General features: G+C 62.7%; 16 protein-coding genes. 7 read left to right on the top strand and 9 right to left on the bottom strand.

Annotated elements, in window-relative coordinates; all coding sequences use genetic code 11:
* Positions 1-70: 70 nt before the first annotated feature.
* Complete coding sequence (locus ACZZZU_RS06570; protein ID WP_463383335.1) at positions 71-1,072, bottom strand: TerC family protein; 1,002 nt, start codon at positions 1,070-1,072, stop codon at positions 71-73.
* Between the two features lie 184 nt (positions 1,073-1,256).
* Entirely contained in the window at positions 1,257-2,111 is an 855-nt protein-coding gene (locus ACZZZU_RS06565) for an aldo/keto reductase family oxidoreductase (protein ID WP_463550128.1), read from the bottom strand.
* 101 nt (positions 2,112-2,212) lie between these two features.
* Between ACZZZU_RS06565 and ACZZZU_RS06560 the strand changes: the two genes are divergently transcribed.
* The gene (locus ACZZZU_RS06560) at positions 2,213-3,112 is read left to right on the top strand and encodes a LysR family transcriptional regulator (RefSeq protein ID WP_463550127.1); all 900 of its coding nucleotides are present in this window, start codon (positions 2,213-2,215) and stop codon (positions 3,110-3,112) included.
* Between the two features lie 15 nt (positions 3,113-3,127).
* Here ACZZZU_RS06560 and ACZZZU_RS06555 read toward each other — a convergent pair whose 3' ends face one another.
* From ACZZZU_RS06555 to ACZZZU_RS06535, 5 genes are all read right to left on the bottom strand, one after another.
* Complete coding sequence (locus ACZZZU_RS06555) at positions 3,128-5,230, bottom strand: efflux RND transporter periplasmic adaptor subunit (protein ID WP_463550126.1); 2,103 nt, start codon at positions 5,228-5,230, stop codon at positions 3,128-3,130.
* A gap of 10 nt (positions 5,231-5,240) precedes the next feature.
* Positions 5,241-6,572: an efflux RND transporter periplasmic adaptor subunit gene (locus ACZZZU_RS06550; RefSeq protein ID WP_463550125.1), complete on the bottom strand. Its 1,332-nt coding sequence runs from the start codon at positions 6,570-6,572 to the stop codon at positions 5,241-5,243.
* Positions 6,569-11,944, bottom strand: a complete 5,376-nt coding sequence (locus tag ACZZZU_RS06545) for an Ig-like domain-containing protein (RefSeq protein ID WP_463550124.1) — start codon at positions 11,942-11,944, stop codon at positions 6,569-6,571. Before ACZZZU_RS06545 ends, ACZZZU_RS06550 begins: the two co-directional genes overlap by 4 nt.
* 70 nt (positions 11,945-12,014) lie before the next feature.
* The gene (locus tag ACZZZU_RS06540; RefSeq protein WP_463383329.1) at positions 12,015-12,761 is read right to left on the bottom strand and encodes an efflux RND transporter periplasmic adaptor subunit; all 747 of its coding nucleotides are present in this window, start codon (positions 12,759-12,761) and stop codon (positions 12,015-12,017) included.
* Positions 12,758-14,269, bottom strand: coding sequence for a TolC family protein (locus tag ACZZZU_RS06535; RefSeq protein ID WP_463383328.1), 1,512 nt, complete (start codon positions 14,267-14,269; stop codon positions 12,758-12,760). The genes ACZZZU_RS06540 and ACZZZU_RS06535 overlap by 4 nt, the downstream gene beginning before the upstream one ends.
* 282 nt (positions 14,270-14,551) lie before the next feature.
* On the opposite strand from ACZZZU_RS06535, the gene ACZZZU_RS06530 reads away from it, so the two are divergent.
* The gene (locus ACZZZU_RS06530; RefSeq protein WP_463383327.1) at positions 14,552-14,839 is read left to right on the top strand and encodes a Rho-binding antiterminator; all 288 of its coding nucleotides are present in this window, start codon (positions 14,552-14,554) and stop codon (positions 14,837-14,839) included.
* 43 nt (positions 14,840-14,882) lie between these two features.
* On the opposite strand, the gene ACZZZU_RS06525 is transcribed toward ACZZZU_RS06530, so the two are convergent.
* Positions 14,883-15,323 (bottom strand): hotdog fold domain-containing protein, encoded by a 441-nt coding sequence (locus ACZZZU_RS06525; protein WP_463383326.1) that lies wholly within the window; start codon positions 15,321-15,323, stop codon positions 14,883-14,885.
* A gap of 148 nt (positions 15,324-15,471) precedes the next feature.
* On the opposite strand from ACZZZU_RS06525, the gene ACZZZU_RS06520 reads away from it, so the two are divergent.
* The 5 genes from ACZZZU_RS06520 to ACZZZU_RS06500 all read left to right on the top strand — a co-directional run bounded on the left by ACZZZU_RS06520 (position 15,472) and on the right by ACZZZU_RS06500 (position 20,911).
* Positions 15,472-16,089 carry a TetR/AcrR family transcriptional regulator gene (locus ACZZZU_RS06520; protein WP_463550123.1) on the top strand — a complete coding sequence of 206 codons (618 nt, stop codon included), beginning with the start codon at positions 15,472-15,474 and terminating at the stop codon, positions 16,087-16,089.
* 171 nt (positions 16,090-16,260) lie between these two features.
* Positions 16,261-17,121, top strand: a complete 861-nt coding sequence (locus tag ACZZZU_RS06515) for an AraC family transcriptional regulator (protein ID WP_463552113.1) — start codon at positions 16,261-16,263, stop codon at positions 17,119-17,121.
* 159 nt (positions 17,122-17,280) lie between these two features.
* On the top strand, positions 17,281-17,739 hold the full coding sequence (locus ACZZZU_RS06510) for a (2Fe-2S)-binding protein (RefSeq protein WP_463550122.1): 459 nt from the start codon (positions 17,281-17,283) through the stop codon (positions 17,737-17,739).
* A 14-nt stretch (positions 17,740-17,753) separates the two neighbouring features.
* Positions 17,754-19,943 (top strand): xanthine dehydrogenase family protein molybdopterin-binding subunit, encoded by a 2,190-nt coding sequence (locus ACZZZU_RS06505; RefSeq protein ID WP_463550121.1) that lies wholly within the window; start codon positions 17,754-17,756, stop codon positions 19,941-19,943.
* A 2-nt stretch (positions 19,944-19,945) separates the two neighbouring features.
* The gene (locus ACZZZU_RS06500) at positions 19,946-20,911 is read left to right on the top strand and encodes an XdhC family protein (protein ID WP_463550120.1); all 966 of its coding nucleotides are present in this window, start codon (positions 19,946-19,948) and stop codon (positions 20,909-20,911) included.
* Between the two features lie 362 nt (positions 20,912-21,273).
* Here ACZZZU_RS06500 and ACZZZU_RS06495 read toward each other — a convergent pair whose 3' ends face one another.
* The gene (locus tag ACZZZU_RS06495) at positions 21,274-22,179 is read right to left on the bottom strand and encodes a LysR family transcriptional regulator (protein WP_463550119.1); all 906 of its coding nucleotides are present in this window, start codon (positions 22,177-22,179) and stop codon (positions 21,274-21,276) included.
* Between the last annotated feature and the right edge of the window lie 200 nt (positions 22,180-22,379).

The following is a 22,379-nucleotide window of genomic DNA, read 5'->3' as shown; positions in this document are numbered from 1 at the left end:
CAGGCGTGGTGTGTTCATGTGTGTCTCCAGCGGGGGAGTGCGCCCCGGTTTTAGCGGGGCGCGCAATGGATCAGGAATGTTCGGTGTTGGTGTCGGCCGGCGGGTCGTTGCGGGTTTTCCACAACGACAACAGCACGCCGCCGAACAACAGGCCGAGGGTTACGCTCAGGGAAATAACCGGCGGGGTTTTACCGATGATGCCCACCAGGAAAATCTTGCAGCCGATAAACACCAGCACTAACGCCAGGGCGTATTTCAGGTAGGCGAAGCGGTGGATCATCGCGGCCAGGGCGAAGTACAAAGCGCGCAGGCCAAGGATCGCGAAAATGTTCGAGGTGTAGACAATGAACGGGTCCTGGGTGATGGCGAAAATGGCCGGCACGCTGTCGACGGCGAACACCAGGTCTGCACATTCGATTAGCACCAACGCCAGGAACAACGGTGTGGCCCAGAGCACGCCACGGCCTTCGGCGTTCGGCTGGCGCACGAAGAAATGGCCTTCGTGCAAACGGTCGGTGACGCGCATATGGCGGCGAAGAAATTTCACCATCGGGTTTTGCGACAGGTCCGGGTGATCGTCTACCTTGCTGAACAACATGCGCACGCCGGTCAGCAGCAGGAACGCGCCGAACACGTAGAGAATCCAGCTGAACTCGGCGATCAGCGCGGCGCCCAGGCCAATCATCAGGGCGCGCAGCACAATCACACCGAGAATGCCCCAGAACAGCACCTCATGCTGGTACTTACGGGGAATGGCCAGGAAGCTGAAGATCATCGCCATGAGAAAAACGTTGTCCATCGACAACGACTTTTCAATCAGAAAGCCGGTGTAGAAATCCATCCCGGCGTCGCCGCCTTTCATCTGCCAAACCCACAGGCCAAAGAGCAAACCGGCGGTGATGTAACCGGCAGACAACAGCAGACTTTCCTTCACGCCAATTTCGCGATGCTCACGGTGAAGCACCCCGAGGTCGAAGACCAGCAGGCTGATGACGATGGTGATGAAGACGAGCCACAACCAGGTGGCGGTGCCGAGGAACTCGGCCATGAAGAACGGTTCTAGGGTGCTCATAAGCCCCTCCTATGTCAGAGTTGTACAAACTGCAACTCCGACATGGCAGCTTGAGAAAGCTGTCAGAGGGGCCCGGCGTCGCCGCGACAATTTAACAGGCGATGCAACCGGCTCAAGTGCCTAGTCGTTGCAAAGTATCTCTGCCGGGCGGGGCTTTAGTGGCTATGAGCGGTTGCGGCGGGCGTCAGACCAACCCGTCCAGCGCGGCGATCACCTCGGCCGGCAGCACAAGTTCGGCGGCGCTGAGGTTTTCCTGCAAGTGCTTGACCGACGAGGTGCCCGGAATCAGCAACAGGTTCGGCGAGCGTTGCAGCAGCCACGCCAACGCCACCCGCATTGGCGATGCGCCCAAGCTGGCGGCCACGCTGGACAAAGTGTCGGACTGCAACGGCGTAAACCCACCCAGCGGGAAAAACGGCACATAGGCGATGCCCTGTTGCGCCAGGTCGGCAATCAACTGTTCATCGTGGCGATGGCAAAGGTTGTAGTGATTTTGCACACACACCACCGGCGCAATGGCCTGCGCCTGTCGCACCTGCACGGCCGACACATTGCTCAGGCCCAAATGGCGAATCAGCCCTTGCTGTTGCAGTTCGGCGAGCGTGCTGAAGCCTTCTTCGATAGACGCCTCGTCCGGTGCATGCATGTTGCCCCAGGCGCGGTAATTCACCACGTCCAGCACCTCAACGCCCAGGTTGCGCAGGTTGTCGTGCACCGCGCTTTTCAGCTCGGCCGGGCTGTGCGCCGGGTTCCATGAGGCGTCAGCGCCACGTACTGCGCCAACTTTGGTGACGATCACAAGCTCGTCGCCATAAGGCGCTAAGGCTTCGCGAATGAGTTCGTTGGTCACGTGCGGGCCGTAGAAGTCCGAGGTGTCGATATGGTTCACCCCGGCGGCGACGGCAGCGCGCAGCACGGCGAGGGCGGCGGCGCGGTCTTTCGGCGGGCCGAACACCTGCGGACCAGCCAATTGCATGGCGCCGTAGCCCATGCGGTTAACGCGGCGGTCGCCGAGTAGAAAAGTGCTGGCGTTGCTCATGGGTACGGCCTCGTTTCGGTGGGGGAGGCGGCCACTATAGGCATTGACCATTGTGCTGATAATGCGCTGCAATCGGCACGGGTTGTGCGGAGTGGCGAACAATGCAAACAGACATGCAAGACCTGCTGGCCTTTGTCACCGTGGTCAACGCGGGCGGCTTTCGCGAAGGCGCGCGGTTAAGCGGCAAATCGGCTTCCAACCTCAGCGAAGCCGTGCGCCGAGTGGAAGCGGACCTCGGCGTGCGCCTGCTCAACCGCACCACCCGCAGCGTGGTGCCCACCGAAGCGGGCACGCGCTTGATGGAGCGCATCGTGCCGGCGCTGAGCGAAGTGGAGTCGGCGCTGGACGTAGTCAACGACTTCCGCGACCGGCCCTCCGGCACGCTGAAACTCAACGTGCCGCTTAGCGCCGCGCGGCTGGTGCTGCCCGCGATCATCACGCCGTTTCTGCAAGCGCACCCGGACATCCGCCTGGAAATCATCGCCGAAGAAAGCTTCGTCGACGTGCTGGCTGCCGGTTGCGATGCCGGCATTCGCTACGACGATCGCCTCGAGCAAGACATGATCGCCGTGCCCATCGGCCCGCGCATTCAACGTTTCGCCACGGCCGCGTCACCCGCTTACCTGGCCGCCCACGGCACGCCCAAACATCCGCGCGACCTGCTGCAACACGCCTGCATACGCGGCAAATTCCCCAGCGGCGCCATGCCGTTGTGGGACTACGAGCGCAAGGGCGTAATCATCAGCGTGGACCCCAGCGGCCCATTGATCGTGCGCATCGGCGGCGCCGTCGACCTGGCTGTGCAAACGGCTGTCGATGGCTTGGGCGTGATTTACCTGTTCGAAGACTGGCTGCGCCCGCATTTTGAAAGCGGCGCGCTGGTGCCGGTGCTGAAACCCTGGTGGCAATCGTTCTCCGGCCCGTTTCTGTATTACCCGGGTCGGCGTTATTTGCCTTCGCCGTTGCGGGCGTTTATTGACTTTGTCAAAAGCACCGCCTGAGCCGGGCCGCCGTAGTCAGAACCCGGCTTCGCGCCAGGCCACCGCACCGGCTGTACGCAAGAAGCGCGAAATCGGCGATTCCCAATTCCCCGCAATCGCCACGCGGCCGCGTACCAGCAGGCTGGTGGCGGGAACGGCGGTATCGAGGGCGAGCACCACGCGGTACACGGCGTGCTCGGGATACAGAATGCCGGCTTTTTCGCGCACCAGAATATGCCCGCCAGAGGTGGTCGACAGCGCCGCTTCGCCGAGCGTGCGGCTGGCGTTGTGGTCGATGCTGGCGACGTGCGCTTTTACGTTTGGCCCGCCCATACCGTCGGCAATAAACAGCGCGCGATCGCCAATCTGCAAGCGGCGGATTTCGTCTTCGTCGACATAGGTCACCACCTGCCAGGGGCCGTCGCCGATCAGTTCGCCTAGCGGTTCCTGGATTTTCAGCCAGTCGCCCTGGCGCAGGTCCGGGTCAATGTCCACGAAGCGGCCAGGGTAAGGCGCGACGGGTTGATAGCGTTGCAAGTCGGCGCCCACCGTGGCCTGCTCGGCGTTGGCATGGGCCAGTTGGTCTTGCAACAGCAACCAGTCTTTGCGGGTTTTGTTGTCAAACGCCGCTGCGCCGGATTGCCAGCTCAAGGCGTCTTGCCGGGCGCCGGCTTCCTTGGCGCGCAGTTGCAGTTCAGGCGAGGCCAGGCTGAGCAGCGGTTGTTCAGCCGCCACGGCTTGGCCGTTGGCGACGGGAATTTCACTGACCACCGCGTTGGCGGGCGCGTACAAGCCCATGTGCTGTTGCGGTTGCAGCAGGCCGCTGGTGAGTACGCGATTGGGCCAGGGAATAAATACCAAGCCAATCAGCAACAGCATCAGCAATGCCGATAACCGCACCCGCCCGTGCTGTCGAATCGTCGGCCAGCGGCTGCGCCATTCCTTGATTTCACGCCACAGCGGCATGGCGATAAACCAGCTGATTTCGACGATAAACAAGAAGATGCCCACGGCCTTGATAAAGAAGTGATAGACCAGCGCGGCGATGCCGAGAAACAGCACCAGGCGGTAAATCCACACTGCCCAGGCAAAGATCACGAGTCCCTTGTGCCGACGCGGCGAAAAATATTCCGGCGGCGGTTCTTGAACGTTGAACAGGCGTTCGCGCAAATCCCAGCGCGCCAGGGCAAACGCGCGGCTGTGCAGGTTGGGGATGCCGAGGTAGTCGGACAGCAGAAAGTAACCGTCGAAGCGCATAAACGGGCTGCCGTTGATAATCAGCGTCGACACCCATGTGGTGGTCGAGAGCAGAAACGCGATCTGCTTGGGTCCACCTTCGGGCAACCAGGCCCACGCCAGCGTGGCCCAAGCGGCAATTGCCAGCTCGGTGAGAATGCCAGCGCCGGCTACGGCCAGTCGTTGCTCGCGGCGGGGCAGGCGCCACACATCATTGGTGTCGGTGTATGCCACCGGCCACATCACCAGAAACGCCAGGCCCATGGTCGGCACGCGGCAACCGTAGTGCTTGGCAGTGAACGCGTGGCCCAGCTCGTGACAGGTTTTGGCGAAGAACAGCGCCGCGCCATAGGCGGCCATGCCTTGCCAGGTGAGCGTGTCCATAAGGGTGGCGACGAAACGCTCGCTTTCGCGGTACGCCGACATGCCACCGATTACAGCGGCCAGCAGCGTTAACCACCAGAACACCGGCGTGAAGGCAAACCCCACGCAAGGCTTGGCGCGGCGAAGAAAACGGTCGGGGCGCACCAGCGGAATACGGAAGAACAGGTAGTTGTGCAGCAACCATTCACTCCAACTGCCGCGCTGTTTGGCCAGGCTGGCGGCGAAGGCGGGCGCCGCGCCGAGAGAAGGCTGCAGCAGGTGCTGATCGCGCAGGAACGTTTGCAGCTCGTCGAAGGCGGGCAGATCAAGCTCCAGCGTGGTGTCGCGATTGACCTGTTCGACGATGGCGCCAGGCTGGCCCAGGTGCCAGCGGCTGAGCATTTCAAAGTTGGGCCAGTCGATCTGGAAAAACAGGTTGCGGGCCGGGTCGTGTAGCGTCCAGCTCGGTTGCCCATCGCTCAGCCGTGGGCCGGGTTCGATGGTCAGTTCGTCGCGCAGAATGGGGAGTGTTGCGGCCATGCCCTGCGCCTCAGATCGCCAGAAACTGGCGCACGGCAGCCAGTGGCCGACGCAGCACCCAGTAGGCCAGCGGCACCTGGTCGCCGTAGAGCTTTACCGTGCCTTTCAAGCCGATGCGTTGATCCGACGGGGTCACCAGCGTGGCGCGCACGCGGTAGGCGAAACTGCCGTCTGGGCGTGCCGTGGCACGGTGGCTCATGTAGCGAATGGTGCCCTCAAGCGAGGTGAGCGGCGAGGCGGCCAGGTACAACTGTAAAGGCGCCCGGTCGGCCAACGGAATGGCGTCGCCGATGGGAATCCAGGCTTCGATTTCCACTTCATTGGCGGCGGCCACTTGCAGTATTTTCTCGCCGGTTTGCACCGGGCGGCCGATCCATTCGCTGGGGTCGTCGAGCAGTACGATGCCGGCGCTCGGGGCGAGCACGCGGGAGCGTTCGGACTGGCCCTGAAGGAACGTGGCTTGCGCTTCTTTCTCAGCGATCTTGCCCAGCAGCGTGGAAATCTGCGCGCGCGCTTGCGGGTCATTGAGCATCATCTGGCTGGCCTGCCGGTACTCGGCGCGTGCGGTGGTCAGCGCTTCGCGTGCCACTGCCAGGCGGCTATCCAGCGGCGCCTGATCGAAGGTGAACAGTACTTCGCCGGGGTTGACGCTCTGGTTCGGGCGTACGCTGAAATCGGCGATCACGCCGTCCAGCGGTGCGCGAATAGTGGCCGGGTTGGCCGGCACCAGTTCGCCTTGGGCCAGCACCGTGAGCCGCACCGGAAAACACAGCACCCCAAGCAGGATGCCCACGCCGATGGCATAACGGCGCCAACGCAAGCCGCTGCCTGTACGTTTGGCCCACGGCGTCCAGCGCGCCGGACGTTGCAAGGCCAGCCACGCGTGTTGCCAGATGTCGCGCCATTCGCTGAGTAACGGATTCAGCTCCGGCGCCAGGGGGTGCTCGGCGCCTAGCAGCACGCCACCGTCTACGGCGGGCAGCGGCAACCAGGTGGCATAAGCGGGCAGCCATTCGGCCCATTCGGCGCTGATCTCGGCGGGTAGCGCGCTGATGTCGATGGCCAGCGGCGCGTCGCTGGTGTGTGTGCTCGAAAGATGCCGGCCGAGCCGTTGTAGCCACTGTGCATACGGTACGTTGCCGTCCACCGACACCACACCCGACAGCGCGCGCACGCCGCCATCGCTCAGCCATAACGCGGCCTGGCGGTAAGCGAGCAGGGCGCGGGTGTCGTTTACCAGCACAAAGCCCAGCTCGGCGGTAGTGGCTGCCGCGCGCGCCCGTTGCCCCAGTTCGATCAATGTCAGTAGCGGGTTGGCGGGCGCGGTTACCGCTTCATTCATGTGCGCCGACCATCCGCTGCGGCGGCGAGCCCGGCGAGGCGGTTGGCGCCGTGGCTGCGAGCGTCACGCAGTTGCTGGGTAAGGCTGCTGCGGCCGGCCAACTCTGCGGCTGCCGGCACCGCGGTCTGTGCCTGATCCGGCCGCGCAATAACGATGTCGAACTCCTGTATCGCCTCATGGCCCAGGCCGTCGCGGGCGATTACGCGCACGGTGAGTTTGCCGCTGAAATCAGCCGGCGCCTTGCCTTCAAAGCGACCATCACGGGAGTTGAATTTCAGCCAGCCTGGCAACGGACGACCATCGGCCATCTCGGCGGTCAAGCGTATGGTCTGGCCCGGCTGGCTTTGCATAAACGACTCGGCGTTTACCTGCAGGCTCACGCGATCTCCGCTTTGCACCACCAGATCGGTGAGCGGCGCACGGCTGCCCACACCGTCTCGGCCGCCCATGAACACCAGGCCGGCGCCTGGGCTCATCAGCTCAGCCATACCGCCGTCGATTTCGGCGCTCCCCGACAGCGCATCGCCAAACAGGCTGGGCGACTGCCATGGGTTGCTGGCACCGGTGTCGAACGCCGGAGGCAAAGGGGCAACAGGTTCGCTGGCGCTCGGCGGCAGAAACGAGGGTGGTTGAACCATGGGCGGCAACGGCTCAGGGCGAACCGGTGGAGTTTGGAAGCCTTCGGTAGGCGCGGTCGGCACGGTCGGCGGCACCAGCGTGCCGACAATCAGCTCACCCGTGGTGGTGTCGCTGGCGCTGTTGCCGGCCAGGTCGATGACGGTGGCGGTCACGCTGTATTGTTGGTTCAACGTTAACGTCAGCGCTCCGCTTACCGGCACGGCCGTGGCTAAATCCAGGCTCCAGGCGCCTGCCACCGGCGTTACGTCGTACGTCGCGCCGCCTACAGTGATGGTCAGGGTTTCTCCGGCCGCCAAGCTGGCATTGCCGGTGAGCACCGGCGTCACGCTCGGCGTAGTCAGCGGGTCCACGGTCGGCACGGTGGCGGCGGTGTCGTAGATATACGACTGCGACAACACGGGGCCGTCGTTGCCGGCGATGTCGACCACTTTGACTTGCATGGTGTCGGAGCTGACCAGCGTTTGCCCGTTGAGCACCCAACTGCTGCTGCCGACGGTGGCGGACGCGGTGGCCCACGTCGCGCCGTTGTCCAGCGACACCAGCACGCTTTCGCCGGCCGCCAGGTTGGCCGACAACGTGCCGCTGATGTTCTGGCCTGAGTTGCGGGTAATGAAGTCACTTTGCGAGGTGCCGGAGTCGGCCGAAAAGTTCACGCTTGCGACGGAGGTGTTGGAGCCCGTGGTGTCCAGCACGTACGCTGCGGCGCTGGCGTTGCCGTTATTGCCCGCCGCATCGGTCACACGAAAACGCAGCGTGTCGCTGCCGGCTAGTGTTACGCCCGTCCAGGTCAGCGTAGTGCCCGACACCTTGCTGGAGATGTCGGCCCAGGTGGCGCCGTTATCCAGCGAGCCATAGACAATGTCACCCGCACCGGGCGCGTTGCTCAGGGTGGCGCTGATGGTTTGCGCGGCGACGTTGGTGATCAGGTCGCTGTCGCTGGCGCCGTTATCAGCCGAAAACGAGATACCGCTGAACGTAGTGGTTGGGTTGGTGGTATCGAGAACATAGGCCTGAGCGAGGGCGCCGCCGTTGTTGCCGGCGTCGTCCGAGACACGGACCATCAGGGTGCTGCTGCCCGTCAACGTCTGGCCCGCGAGCGACCAGTTTTTGCTGCCGACGCTTATAGTGGCCAGTGTCCAACTGCTGCCATTGTCGAGCGAGACATACACGTTCTCGCCAGCTGCCAGGTTGGAAGTCAACGTGCCACTGATGGTCTGCGCCGCTGTTTTGGTAATGAAGTCGGTGCCCGAAGTGCCGGTATCGGCGGAAAATTTCGCGGTATTGACGGTATTGGTCGGCGCCGTGGTGTCGATGATCAGGTCTTTATTTGCGCTCAGCGAGCCGGCCGTGCCGGGCGTATTCAGCACCACTGAGGCGTTCAGTTGGCTGCCCCCGGCATCTTTGATCGTCGCGCCATTTAGCGACAGGGCATTGGTGTTGGCGACGTCGAGGTCATCGCTGTTGTCTCCGGCGCCAACAATGTAAACGAAGGTCAATGTGCTGCTGCCCGACCCGCCGGTATACGAAGCCGTGCCGCCGCTGGTGAGCGCCAGCGTGGGTGCGCCACCGCTGGTGTCTACCGTCACCGCGCCGGAAAAATCGACCGTCAGGGTGATGCTCTGGCCAGCGCCATAGTTGCCATCTGCGGTGCTGGCGCTGACATTGGTTACGCTGGGTAGCGAGCCATCGACCAGCACCGCCGCTGTGCTGCCTACATTGTTGAGTGTGGTCGTGGCGTCGTTCCCGGCTGTATCGCGAATGCTGCCGCCGTTGCTTGAGAATGCGCCAGGTGCAATTCCGTTGGCATCGCTGTCGCCGTTGACCACGGTGTAGCGGAACACCAGCGCGCTGGTGCCGGAGCCTGAAACGTATGAGGCGTAGCGCGTGGTGCCGCCGACCACCAGCGAAATACGCGGGGTGCCGCCGGTGGTGTCGACAGTTACTGCTTCGTCAAAATTCACTGTGAAGTCCAGGGCCCCACCGGTGTAGTAGGTGCCATTGGCCGGCACTGCCACCGAGCCGACTACAGGCGCTGCGGTATCGATGGTGACGGTCAGCCCGGCCGAAGTCGTCGACCGGTTGCCAGCGCTGTCTTCAGCAACGGCGGTAAAGGTGTGGCCGCCGTTCGCCAATGCGCCTGTGGTGTAAGTCCAGTTGCCACCAGTGGCTATTGCAGTGCCAAGCAGGGTAGCGCCGTCGTAGATATCGACCCGGCTACCACTTTCGGCGGTGCCGGTAAGGGTCGGCGTATTGTCGGCCGTCACGCGGTCGCTGCCGGACGCGCCGCTATCGGATGCCGCCGCCAGAGCGGGCGCTGGTGGGGTGGCAGGGGCAGACGTATCGAGCACGTAGGCCTGAGCGCTCACCGGGCCATTGTTGCCGGCTTTATCCGTAACCCTCAGCTGCAGCGTGTTGCTGCCCGCCAGCGTTACACCGTTCCAGGTCAGCGTCGTGCCGCTCACTTTACTGGTGAGATCTACCCAGCTGTTGCCGTTATTCAGCGAACCGTACAGAACGTCGCCGGCGGCCAGTGGGTTCGACAATGTGGCAGAGATGGTCTGAGCGGAGTGAAAGGTAATGAAGTCGCTGGCGCTGGCGCCTGTATCTGCTGACAACGCCACACCGCTGAACGTGGTGGTGGGCAAGGTGGCGTCATAAACATAGACCTGAGATAGCACCGGGCCGAAGTTGCCGGCTGGGTCGCTGACCCTGATTTTTAACGTGCTGCTGGTGGTAAGCGTGCTGTTTATCGTCCATGTGCTTTGCCCGGCAACCGAAGTCGCAGCCGCCCATGTAACCCCATTGTCGATTGATACGTAGACCGTTTCACCGGCCTGCAGGTTGGCTGAAAGCGTGCCGCTGATGGTCTGCGCAGGGTCATTAGTGACGAAATCACCGCCCGACGTACCGGTGTCGTGGGAAAACGTCACGGTCGACACGCCGGTGGTCGGAGCAGTGGTGTCCAGCTTATACGCCTGAATGCTGGTGGCGCTGTCGTTACCCGCCAGATCGGTAACACGAAAACGCAGAGTCTGGTTGGTGTTATCGAGCGTGGCGCCCGTCCACGTCAGCGTAGCGCCGCTCACCTTGCTGGTGACGTCGGTCCAGGTGTTGCCGTTGTCGGTCGATGCCCACACGGTATCCGTGCCGGCTGGCGCTGCGCTGAGGGTGGCGGTAATGGTTTGGCTAGCGGTGTTGGTGATCAGGTCAGTGTTCGAGGAGCCCGTATCCGGGGAGAACGTGATGTTGCCAAACGAGGTGGTCGGCTGGGTGGTGTCGAGGGTGTAGGTGTGCGTGTAAGCCGTGCTGCTGGCGCCATTGCTGCCAGTGACCCGGGCCTGGAAAGTGTTCGAACCTGCCAACGTGGTGGAAGTGCTCCAGTTGCTGCTGCCCTGAGTGTACGAAGTGGCGTCGGCCCATGTGCTGCCGTTGTCGAACGATACTTGCACTTTCTCGCCCACTGCGAGGTTTGCCGAGAGTGTGCCGCTGATGGTCTGGCTAGCCACGCTGGTAACGAAGTCGGTATTGGTGGTGCCATTGGCAGCGGTGTCATTCGACAGCGCAGCCGTAATTACTGAAGCCACTGGCGGGGCCAGCTTCACATCATTGATGACGAAGTCCTGAAACGTCATGTAGTCCGTCGAGGTCAGTACAAGCTGTTTTATGTCGTTGAGCTGTGTCCCGAAGTTCACTGGCTCCAGCATGAAGTTGGTGTTAATGCCGGTCTTGGTGAAATTGGCGACGGTGCCGTCGTTGAATGTGGCTGTAACCTGGACCGAACCAACGCTGCCTTGGGCCAGGAACGAACTGACGTCGAACACATAGCCCGCACCGATGGTGATGGTAAGCGTGACTGAGTTGTGATCCGCAGCCAGCGGATAAATGCCCGCGCCGTCGTTGTAGTCATAGATCTCGCCACTGGCGAAGGTTATGTTCTGACCGCTGACGTTCTTGACGATGGTCGTCACCGGGGTGATGTCGTTCGCATCGGAGCCATAGGTGAACGAGACCGTTGCCAGCACACCGTCGTAATCCGTCAGCGCCAACTCCCGTGAATCGACATCACCGACATGGGCTTCCAGCGCCCAGTCGCCACCGAGTTTGGCGGCGCCGGTCAGGTCAGTCGATGCCGCCACATCCGCCCCGGTTGCTTGCGCCAGACCATTAAGCAGCGCGGCGCTGTCACCGGTGTCGCAGCCGTACAGCAGTAAATCGCCTTCACTGCCCAATGCCTGACCCAACTGCGCGAGTTCGGCTTTGGTGCTCGCATCGCTCAGCGACGCTTCGGTGATGTGCGCGGTGCCCAGGTTGAGCACACCTTCGGAGCCATGGGAAAGGATATGAATGGCGTCCAGCCCGTTCTGCGTCGAGGCCCATTGGGCAATCTGCGCCAGGCCGTCTTTGCTGCCGTCGAATTCGACAATGCCCACGCCATCGCGCACGCCCGCTTCCAGCGCTTTGTAGTTGGCGAGCGAGGTGTCGACCAGCACCACTTCCTTCTTGCCGTTGTCTTTGGCCGGCTCCGCCTCACGCACGGTGACGGCTGGCGGCGAGGCGGGTGCGGCGGTGGCGGCAGCGTCCGGGGTTTGCGCGGCGTGGGCCGCATCGGCCACGGCGGCGCCGTCGAACATAAAGCGTTGTTCCAGAGACAACAGCTGCGAGTTGCGCCGCAAGCGTGGACCGGCCGTTGCGTTCATGGCAGAACGAAGCAGGGACGCGATGGACTGGTTCATGGCTAACTCCTGAGACAGCTGTTCGGAACAACGCTGATCACGTAAAGGCGGCTCGGGCCGCTTTTGTTGTTTATTGCGACGGCGGGTTCATCACCACGTTGCCGCTCATGCCGGCCATCAACTCGTCAAAGCGGCCGTCGATCACCGCGCTGAGTTTGATCGACTGGGTTACCGCGTCCACCCTCGCGCCGATTCGCTGCACCTTGGCCGGGTAGGTTTTGCCGGTTTCATCGATGTTCACGTCAAACGTGGCGCCGGGCCGTAGCCACGCCAGCCAGCGCGAGGGCACGATGAATTCCAGTTCCAGGGTGCTGTCATCGAGAATTTCCAACAGCGCCTGGCCGGGCTGAACGAACTGTTGCTCGCGCACTTTCTGCTCGGCAATTCGACCGGGGAAGGGCGCGGTGATCTGGCATTTGCTGAGCAGCGTGCGGTTGGCTGCCACCTCGGCCTTGGCTTTCAGCGCCTCGGCTTTGGATACATTCAATTCGATGTTGCCTACCGAGTTGAGCTCCGCCAGTTTCTGGTTGCCTTTCCAGCCGGCGTCGGCGGCCATTTGCGCGGCCTCGGCCTTGTTCAACTGCGCTTGCTGGAGCAGGCAATCGAACTGCACCAGCGTTTGCCCTTGCTTGAACGACGCCCCTTCAGCCAACGGCAAACGGGTGATCTTCGCGCCGATTTCTGCCGAAAGCGTGGTGTAGCGCTGTGGCGTGAGCTGGGCGCGAATCTCGCGGTTGTCCAGAGGCGACTCAGCCGCATTCACGCTGCCGGCTGCGAGTAAGGCGACCAGCGTCAGCGCTGTGCAACCCGCTTTCATTGGGCAGCCTGCACCGGCGGCAGTTGGCCCTGGTTCCAGGTGTGCAGGGCGCTGCCGACCACATCGGTGAGCTGCGCCAGCGGCATGCTGTCGGAGCCTTCAACCACCGGCTCTAGACCCAATGTAGCTTGCAAGCGCGACGCCGCGGCCTGGCTGTTGGACAGCGCCTGGTAACGACGCAGCTGCGACAGCACCGCCGCGCTTTGCTGCGAGACGCGGTCCAGCGGGGTGAGCTTCGAGGCCTCAGCCTGGTTGCTGATTTGCGTAGACATGCGCTCGTCTACCGAGGCAATGGCGTCCGCGCGCGCCAGTTGGCGAGTGGCGTTGGCGTATTGCAGGCGGGCGATATGCAGTTTGGTCAGCACCACCATTTGTGTGGCCATGCGGCGCTGATCGGCCAGGGCGACGCCGGCATCGGCCAGACGCATTTGCGCCGGTGCGGCCAGCAGACCCATCAGGTTGTACGAGATCTGCACGCCTGCGTCGGTCCAGTGGCGGTTGATCAGGTAGTCGTCATCGCTGGTGCGGTAGCTGTAGTTGAACGACACGCCGGGGAACAGTTTGAGCAGGGTGCGGCGCGTTTCTTCCTGCGCGATGCGGCCGTTATAAATACCTTCGCGCAGGTCCGGGTTGCGCAGCAGGGCATATTGTTCCAGCTGGTCCACCGGTTGGTTGAGCCAGGCGCCGTTGTTGTCGTTAGCCGGCTCGACCACGGTGAAATCGGCGACCAGCGGCAGGTTGGTCAGCGCCGCCAGTTCGATGCGCGCGGTCGACAGTTCTTGCTGAATCATCTCCAGCAGGCGCAGGTTTTCCAGCAGCTGACGCTGGTAGCGCAGCGGTTCGAGCGGCGAACGGATTTTCTCGTTTTCGGCGGCTTGGGCGTCTTTAAGTGCTAACTCGGAATCGGCAATGGTGGTACGCAAAACCGGCAGCAGCTTCTGCGCTGCCACCACGCGCCAGTAAGCGCCGCGCACCTCTTCCATCAAGTTATGCAGCGCCTTGCGGCGACGCTCGCCAGCGATAAACGCGCGGTCGGCGTTCTGTTTGGCGGCGTAATAGCTCTGGCCGAAGTCCAGCAGGCTCCACGAGATACCGACGTCGGTGGTGATCGCTTCGCGGCTGGAGGAAATGTACGGGTTAGCCAGGGACGGTTCGCCGGTCACCGAATCTTCGCTGCGCGAGATCAATTCTTTATCACGGCCACGGTAGCCGGCGGAGGCGATGAGCTTGGGCAGCATGTCGAACTGGCCGACTTCAAACGTGCCTTGCGCCACCGCTTGTTCCATCGCGTGGTAGCGCTGCTCGGCGTTGTACTTGATGGCCCGCGCCACGGCGCCTTCGAGGGTGAGCGGGCCGATGAGCGGCTCAACGTCGCGCACCAGGGCAGCCTTGTCGGCGGCGACGGTGCTGCGCACTTCGTCTTCGGTCAACGCGGCGGTGCCGAAATTCAGCGTGGAGCACCCCGCCAACATCAGCAGCCCCCCAACAAAGACAAAGCGTGTAGACATGCGCAACGTTGTTGCTGGGAAGGACAGGGGCATTGAGGGCTCTCTTATTCGAAGTCACAAAGCGACCTGTCAACGAACTTCCGTGGTCGCACAGCGGTTCGCGAGTGTAAGCGCAGCAATATTTCGATGAATAGAGGGGAACTTTAATAATTGCGTTGGCTCTAAGCGCGCTTTTTCCGGCGGCGCGATAGATTTGGAGGCCAGCACCGGTCGGCACCGCGTGCGAACCCATCACCACAATGGGCATCAACTGTTGAACATACCCACAGACAGGAGACCAGCATGAGCCAGTACCAGCCAATGAATTGCGACCTGTATGACTACCTCGAAATCGCCTGCATGCACGCTTATCCGTTGCGGATTGAGCTGGTCGATGGCGGCGAACTTCAGGCCACTGCGCTAGATACGCGCACCGCGCCAAGCAAGGAAGAGTTCCTGCGGGTGCGTGACGAGCAGGGCGAGCGGGAGATTCGTCTGGATCAGCTACTCGCCATAACGCCACTTAACGAAGGTGCGCAGTTTGGCCGGGTGGAATTGTCCGGCCAGGCGTGCGAAGCGCCGAAGTCGTAACGCAAATAGAAAAGCCGCCCACATGAGGCGGCTTTTTTACGGGTTAACCGAGCTTCACGTTCATGGTGATGCGCGCCGTAAAAACCTTCACGCCGCCTTCGTCGAAGATCTCCACCGGCACTACTTTGTCGCCGCCGGTTTGCCAGTCAATGGCGCTGCCGTCGGCGATGGCGCGTACCGAAGTTTTGGCTTTGGCCAGGTATTCGACGGTCATGCCTTTGGGAATCCAGCGCGCACCGGCTGGAATCGACACTTCAGTCATCATGCCGCCCGCCAGTTCGGCTGCGTTGCACAGGGCGATGGCGTGAACGGAGGCGAGGTGGTTGGTGATTTCCTTGCGAAACGGCACGTTGACTTCGCCACGGCCGGGTTCAAGCACGGAAATTTCCGGGGTGATGGTGCTGAAGTACGGCGCCATTTGGCAGGCCATGGAACTGAACGCCGAGGCGCCAACGCTTTGGTACATGCTGAGTGTTTGACTCATGGACGGTGACCTTTAACGAGTGAAGAAAGCGAAAATAAACACAGAAATAGAATTCTGTTCTAGAACGATATTCTGGTAATTCGACGCTGTCAATCACTCGTCGGGTCGGTGCGTTTGTCTTACCATCGCGCTTTTTCCGGACGCGACCATGGAACCTGTTGATCTGCTAGAGCGTTGCTACCCAGGGCGTCGCGCCGAGACCAAGCGGCAAATCCTGCGCACGGCGTTGGCGCTGTTCAACTCCCAGGGTATTGAAGCCACCACCATCGACACCGTGCGCGCCGAAAGCCAAAGCAGCGTCGGTTCGATCTATCACCATTTCGGTAACAAGGAAGGGCTGGTGGCGGCGCTGTACCTCGCTGCCCTCGACGATCAGGCGCGGCTGAGAGATGCGTATCTGGCTGGTATCACCTCCACACAGGCGTGGGTGCATGCGCTGGTGCACAGTTATTTGGATTGGGTAGTGAGCGAGCCGGACTGGGCGCGCTTTCAATACCAGGCCCGCCACAGCGTGGCGCAGGGCGCTTTCAGTGAACAGCTCAAGGAGGCCAACCTGGCCAGAAGCGCGCAATTGCGCGACTGGTTCAGCGACGCCGCGCACCGCGAAGAATTGCTCGATCTGCCGCGCGAGCTGATTCCCTCGCTCATCATCGGCCCGGCCGAAAACTACTGCCGCGCCTGGCTTTCGGCGCGGGTCAAACAAAGTCCCGACGCCTATCGCCAGCCATTGGCCGAGGCGGCGTGGCGGGCAGTGGGAAGGCTGTAGCGCGGCAGTAAGGCCGGCCCAGGCGACTCTCGTCAAATTGGGCAAGAAACGAAACAAATCAGGCAAGAAGCCGCCAACCGCTGTGCGCATACTTCCGCGATCCATTCGTAGGAGTCGCCTGTGAAACATGCCGTCAAAACCCCTGCAGGTGAGAACCCCAACGTTGCCGTACTGGCGGACGCCGTGGCCCGGCTGTTGCGTGCCGATGACGATCTGGTAACGGCCTATCCCGCCCTCAGCCTGTTCCGCCGCCGCTCGGTTACCGAGCCCATGCATTGCCTGTACGGCCTGGGCATTGGCTTGGCATTGCAGGGCGCCAAGCGCGTGATGGTCGGCGACGAGGTGCTGCATTACCGGCCGGGCGAATCGATTGTCACCAGCGTCGACCTGCCGGTTCTGGCCCATGTCACCGAAGCCAGTGCGGCCAAGCCGTACCTCGGGTTGATGCTGACGTTCGACCGCGCGCTGGTGATGCAAGTGGCGGAAACCCTGAACCTGGCCCCGCGCATGAAAGACGAGCGCTTCCGGCCCATTACCGTGCAAGCTCTGGATAGCGACGTGGTAGATGCCCTGATCCGCCTGGTGGCCTTGCTCGACAACCCGGAGCTGTTGGCCCCGCTGGCGCCGCTGATTCAAAGCGAAATCATCGTGCGCTTGCTTAGCGGTGTTCACGGCCCGCAGCTGCTGCACATCGTGGCGGCAGGCTCGCCCAAACAGCACATCGCTAAAACCGTGGCCTGGCTGAAGAAAAACTTCCGCGAAACCCTGCGCGTCGACGACATGGCGCAGAGCGCGCACATGAGTCCTTCCACCTTTCGCCAGCACTTTCGCGCGGTCACCGGCATGAGCCCGCTGCAGTACCAAAAGCAGCTGCGCCTGCAGGAAGCGCGGCAATTGATGCTGAGCCAGAACGTGGACGCCAACAGCGCCGGGGCCATGGTCGGCTACGAAAGCTCGTCGCAATTCAGCCGCGAATACAGCCGCCTGTTCGGCGCGCCACCGCAGCGCGACATCCGTCGCATACGCCTATAACGCGGGGCTTGCAGCCCAACGGTTGTGTCTGGAAATTTCGTTGAATCAGGCAATTGCGCGCGTGGATCAGGCAAGTGATCCGCGTGCCCAGCCGCGCATACTGGCCGCCAGCTATTCCCTCGACCATGCCGCACCGCGTTCTTCGCGCCGGAGGATTTCATGCTCACGCTCACCGTCAATAACCAAGAAATGCGTGTCGACGTCGCCCCCGATACGCCGCTGCTGTGGGTTCTGCGCGACACCTTGCAGCTCACCGGTACCAAGTTCGGCTGCGGCATGGCGATGTGCGGCGCGTGCACCGTGCACCTCGACGGGCAGGCCATTCGTTCCTGCGTAACACCGGTGTCGGCGGCGGTGGGCAAGCCGGTGCAAACCATCGAACACATCGGCGACAACGGCACGGGCAAGGCGGTGCAACAAGCCTGGCAACAGTTGGATGTGGTGCAGTGCGGTTACTGCCAGTCGGGCCAGATCATGAGCGCCGTGGCGTTGCTGGAGAAAAACCGCGCGCCCACCGATGCCGATATCGATCAGGCCATGGCCGGCAACGTATGCCGCTGCGCCACCTACGTGCGCATCCGCGCTGCCATTCACCAAGCCGCCAAGACGCTGGCGTAAGCGAGGGATCAGCCATGAGCCATTCGATAGAAAACCAGAGCCGTCGCCGCTTCCTGCAAGGCTCTGCTGCCGGGCTGACCCTGGCGGTGTATTTTCCCTGGGCGATGAAACCGCAGATCGCCCTCGCAGAAGGCCAGGCCGCCGCGCCGGCATTCGAGCCCAATGCGTTTGTGCGAATCGGCGAGGACAACAGCGTCACCGTGTACGCCAAGCACCTGGAAATGGGGCAGGGCGCCTACACCGGTCTGGCGACCATCGTGGCTGAAGAACTGGACGCCGCGTGGTCGCAGGTGCGGGTCGAAAGTGCCGCCGCCGATGCCAGTCGCTACAGCAACTTGCAGTGGGGCTCGCAAGGCACCGGCGGCAGCAGCGCCATCGCCAACTCGTGGGAGCAACTGCGCAACGCCGGCGCCTCGGCGCGCGCCATGCTGGTGGCAGCCGCTGCCCAGCGCTGGCAGGTGCCGGCGAGTGCCATCACGGTTGCCGATGGGGTGGTCAGCCACGCCGCCAGCGGCAAAACGGCCACCTTTGGCGAGTTGGCCAACGCTGCCGCCGAACAGCCAGTGCCGGCGCAGGTGCAGCTCAAAGACCCGAAAGACTTCAAGCTGATCGGCCAAGCGATACCGCGCAAAGACTCCGCCGCCAAGGTCAACGGCACCGCGCAGTACACCCAGGACATTCACCTGCCCGACATGCTCACCGCCGTGGTTGCCCACCCGCCGCGCTTTGGCGCCACGGTGAAATCCTTCGACGCCAAACCGGCGTTGGCGGTGCCCGGCGTGGTCGACGTGGTGCAGATTCCCAGCGGCGTCGCCGTGCTCGCGCGCGATACCTGGAGCGCCAAGCGCGGGCGCGACGCGCTGGTGGTGCAGTGGGATGAGACGGCCGCGTTCAAATCCAGTTCGGCCGAGCTGGAGGCGCGCTTCAAAAAGCTCGCCGAAAAACCCGGCGCCGTGGCCCTCAAGAAAGGCGATGCCGACACCGCCATGACCCAATCCAAGCAAGTGCTGGAGGCCGCGTACGACTTCCCGTACCTGGCCCACGCCGCCATGGAACCGATGAACTGCGTGATTCGCGTAGGCAAGGACGTGTGCGAAGCCTGGTTTGGCGCGCAGATGCAAACCTATAACCAGCAAGTGCTGGCTGAGCTGTTCGGGCTAAAGGTCGAGCAAGTCAAAATCAACACCCTGTACGCCGGCGGCAGCTTTGGCCGACGCGCCAGCAAGAATGCCGATTACATTCTGGAAACCGCCCATATCGTCAAAGCCATCAACGCCCGCGCCCCGGTGAAAATGGTGTGGCTGCGCGAAGACGACATGCAGGCTGGCCTCTATCGCCCCATGTTTCACCACACCCTGCGTGCCGGTCTGGACGACAAGGGCAAATTGCTGGCGTGGCAGCATCGTCTGGTCGGCCAATCGGTGCTCGCCGGTTCTCCCTTCGGCGCCGGCATGAAAGACGGCATCGACCCCACCTCCGTCGAGGGCGCGTCCAATCTGCCGTACAGCATCGACGCCATGCTGGTTGATCTGCACACCCCCGACGACATCCCCGTACCGGTGCAGTGGTGGCGCGCAGTGGGCTCCACGCACACGGCGTTTTCCACCGAAACCTTCCTCGACGAATTGGCCCAGGCCTCGGCGCAAGACCCCGTCGCCTGGCGCCTGGGCATGCTCGACAAACACCCGCGCCATGCCGGCGTGCTGAAACTGGCCGCCGAGAAAGCCGGTTGGGACAAACCGCTGCCGCCCGGCAAAGACGGCGAGCGCCGTGGTCGTGGCGTCGCGGTGCACGAAGCCTTTGGCTCGTTTGTCGCCGAGGTGGCGGAAGTGACCGTGCAAAGCAACGGCCGCTTCAAAGTCGACCGCGTGGTGTGCGCCGTGGACTGCGGCATTGTCGTCAACCCGGACGTGGTCCGCGCCCAAGTGGACGGCTGCGTGGGCTACGGCTTGTCGGCGGCACTGAGCGAAGCCGTGACCTTTACCGACGGCAAAGCCGAGCAGAGCAACTTCCACAACTACACGCCGCTGCGCATCAACGACATGCCCGTCGTTGAAGTGCACATCGTGCCTTCGGCCGCCGCGCCCACCGGCATTGGCGAGCCTCCGTTGCCGCCACTGGCACCGGCCGTGGCCAACGCGCTGGCGGCGGCGACCGGCAAGCGCATCCGGCGTCTGCCGATTGGCAACCAGTTGGTCGGTTGACCATGCAGCACCTCGACGTGCATGTCGCCGAGCAGGCGCTGGCCTGGGCTAGCGCTGGCGAAACGGTGTGGCTGTGCACCGTGCTCAGCACCTTCGGCTCATCGCCCCGGGAACCCGGCTCCATGCTGGCCGCGCGTGCCGATGGCCAGCACGTGGGCTCGCTGTCGGGCGGCTGTGTAGAGGAAGATTTTCTCGAACGTCTGCAAGCCGGCGCGTTCGAGCGTGACGTCAGCACCGTGCGCTACGGCGACCCGGATGGCCCACAAGGCGCGCGAATCGCCTTGCCCTGCGGCGGCATTCTCAACGTGCTGGTGGAACGTCTGGCGCCAACCATTGCTACCCGCGAGCAACTGGAAACGCTGCTGGACACGCTGCTCGGCCAGCGCCACGTGATCCGCCAGATCGACGTGCGCAGCGGCGCGGCAACGGTGCTCGCTGATGACGGATTGGGCAAGCGGGTGACCGAGCTGCCCGACCAGCATCAAGTCCACATTCGCATTGGCCCGGCTGCCCGGCTGATCATTGCCGGCATCTCACCGGTCTCGGTGGCCTGCGCCGAATTTGCCCGCACGCTGGGCTTTGAAGTGATCGTCTGCGACCCGCGCGAAGAGGCGCAGGCCGGCTTCACGGTGCCGGGCATTGAGGTGCGTAAGGAACTGCCGTCATCGTTCATCGCCGCCGGCGGTTGCCACGGCGCCACCGCCATCGTCGCACTCACCCACGACCCACGCATCGACGACCTGGCCATGATCGAAGCGGTGCGTACCTCAGCGTTTTACATCGGCGTGATGGGCTCGCTGCAAACCTCACAAAAACGCGCTGAGCGCTTGCGTCGTTCTGGTGGTTTGAGCGACGCCGACATCGCCCGGCTACACATGCCGATTGGCTTGGACCTGGGCAGCAAAACACCAGCCGAAATCGCCCTGGCCGTGATGGCCGATATTGTTCGAGTACGGCGCGGTAGATGAATTGATTTTGTAGGAGCGACTTCAGCCGCGAGTTTTTGCTCTATCGCTCGTGATCTACCCTGCACCCGTTCACAAAACGTTCAGCCGACGCGGTAATGAATGAGAATTCAAAAACTGAGCCAGACGAGAAACTCTGGATCCCGAGTCGTCGGACCGCCGCCTGCGCGGGGATGACGGAGGACTTTTCAACCACCACCGTCATCCTCGCGAACGCGGCGGTCCGACGTCTCGGGATCCAGTATTTCAAGCCGTACACGGTAGATCGGCGAACGTATTCATTACGCGGGGTAGGTCAAAAGCGGACGATCAAAATCTCGCGGCTGAAGCCGCTCCCACAGGGGGGAGGCGGCTGCCCGCGCGGGCTATTTCCGTTTCGGCCGCTCAACCCGCAATGCATCCAGAATCAACGAAAACGCCGGCGAAGGCTGGCGGCGTGACGGGTAGTACAAGTGATACCCCGAGAACGGCGGACACCAGTCTTCCAACACACGGCGCAGTAAGCCCTGGCTCAGGTAAGGCTCGAATTCTTCCTCTGGCAAATACGCAATGCCCATGCCGCCAAGCACCGCGTCGGCCACGTGGGTGGTGGTGTTGAACACCAGTTGGCCGTCGACCCGCACTTTTACCGGCTGCCCACGGCGCTCGAATTCCCAGGCATCGACGCCGCCATAGGTGGGAAAGCGAATGTTGATGCAGCGGTGATTGGCCAGGTCGCGCGGGGTTTTTGGGATCGGGTTGTCGGCGAAGTATTCAGGCGACGCCACCGCCGCCATGCGTACGTCCGGGCCGATGGCGACGGCGATCATGTCTTGCGCCACCGTTTCGCTGAAGCGCACGCCGGCGTCGAAGCGGTCGGCGACGATGTCGCGAAAGCCGTAGTTCACGTCCAGCTCCAGTTTGATATCCGGGTACTCACGCAGCACGGGCATCAGCTTGGGCAGCAGGGTGGTTTTGATGATGTGGTCGCCGCAGGAGATACGCACGGTGCCTGCCGGTTTGTCGCGCAGTTCGGTGAGGGCATCCAGCTCGGCTTCGATTTCGTCGAAACGATGGCCGATGGCTTCCAGCAACCGTTCGCCCGCCGCCGTGAGCGAAACGCTGCGGGTGGTGCGGGTCAGCAAGCGGATTTGCAACCGCGCCTCCAACGCCGACACCACCTGACTGATCGCCGGCTGCGTGACGCCTAAATGCGCCGCCGCCCGGGTAAAACTGCCCTCACGCGCCACCGTCACGAAGGCCAGCAGATCGTTGAAATTGTGTTTAGTCATCGCCGTACGCGCCCTGTGTTCCGCAACGAGATCGCGGGTGTTGCCCAATCTGTAGGAGCGACTTCAGTCGCGATCCCTGGCAACGAAATTCTCGCCCATTAGTGGCTCCGTTATTCATCAGCTCAGCTTATAGCCCAAGTAAGCATTCATCAGCTAATCATTAGCTGCCTGCGCCGTCACAATGGCCACCTCGTAGAACC

Source organism: Pseudomonas sp. AC136 (genome assembly GCF_979258585.1).
This window is presented reverse-complemented; position numbering and strand designations above follow the sequence as displayed.

What these genes read in the sequence shown, in the direction of transcription:
- ACZZZU_RS06570 (WP_463383335.1), bottom strand. Translation starts at nt 1,072, where the DNA reads ATGAGCACCCTAGAACCGTTCTTCATGGCCGAGTTCCTCGGCACCGCC.
- ACZZZU_RS06565 (WP_463550128.1), bottom strand. Translation starts at nt 2,111, where the DNA reads ATGAGCAACGCCAGCACTTTTCTACTCGGCGACCGCCGCGTTAACCGC.
- ACZZZU_RS06560 (WP_463550127.1), top strand. Translation starts at nt 2,213, where the DNA reads ATGCAAACAGACATGCAAGACCTGCTGGCCTTTGTCACCGTGGTCAAC.
- ACZZZU_RS06555 (WP_463550126.1), bottom strand. Translation starts at nt 5,230, where the DNA reads ATGGCCGCAACACTCCCCATTCTGCGCGACGAACTGACCATCGAACCC.
- ACZZZU_RS06550 (WP_463550125.1), bottom strand. Translation starts at nt 6,572, where the DNA reads ATGAATGAAGCGGTAACCGCGCCCGCCAACCCGCTACTGACATTGATC.
- ACZZZU_RS06545 (WP_463550124.1), bottom strand. Translation starts at nt 11,944, where the DNA reads ATGAACCAGTCCATCGCGTCCCTGCTTCGTTCTGCCATGAACGCAACG.
- ACZZZU_RS06540 (WP_463383329.1), bottom strand. Translation starts at nt 12,761, where the DNA reads ATGAAAGCGGGTTGCACAGCGCTGACGCTGGTCGCCTTACTCGCAGCC.
- ACZZZU_RS06535 (WP_463383328.1), bottom strand. Translation starts at nt 14,269, where the DNA reads ATGTCTACACGCTTTGTCTTTGTTGGGGGGCTGCTGATGTTGGCGGGG.
- ACZZZU_RS06530 (WP_463383327.1), top strand. Translation starts at nt 14,552, where the DNA reads ATGAGCCAGTACCAGCCAATGAATTGCGACCTGTATGACTACCTCGAA.
- ACZZZU_RS06525 (WP_463383326.1), bottom strand. Translation starts at nt 15,323, where the DNA reads ATGAGTCAAACACTCAGCATGTACCAAAGCGTTGGCGCCTCGGCGTTC.
- ACZZZU_RS06520 (WP_463550123.1), top strand. Translation starts at nt 15,472, where the DNA reads ATGGAACCTGTTGATCTGCTAGAGCGTTGCTACCCAGGGCGTCGCGCC.
- ACZZZU_RS06510 (WP_463550122.1), top strand. Translation starts at nt 17,281, where the DNA reads ATGCTCACGCTCACCGTCAATAACCAAGAAATGCGTGTCGACGTCGCC.
- ACZZZU_RS06505 (WP_463550121.1), top strand. Translation starts at nt 17,754, where the DNA reads ATGAGCCATTCGATAGAAAACCAGAGCCGTCGCCGCTTCCTGCAAGGC.
- ACZZZU_RS06500 (WP_463550120.1), top strand. Translation starts at nt 19,946, where the DNA reads ATGCAGCACCTCGACGTGCATGTCGCCGAGCAGGCGCTGGCCTGGGCT.
- ACZZZU_RS06495 (WP_463550119.1), bottom strand. Translation starts at nt 22,179, where the DNA reads ATGACTAAACACAATTTCAACGATCTGCTGGCCTTCGTGACGGTGGCG.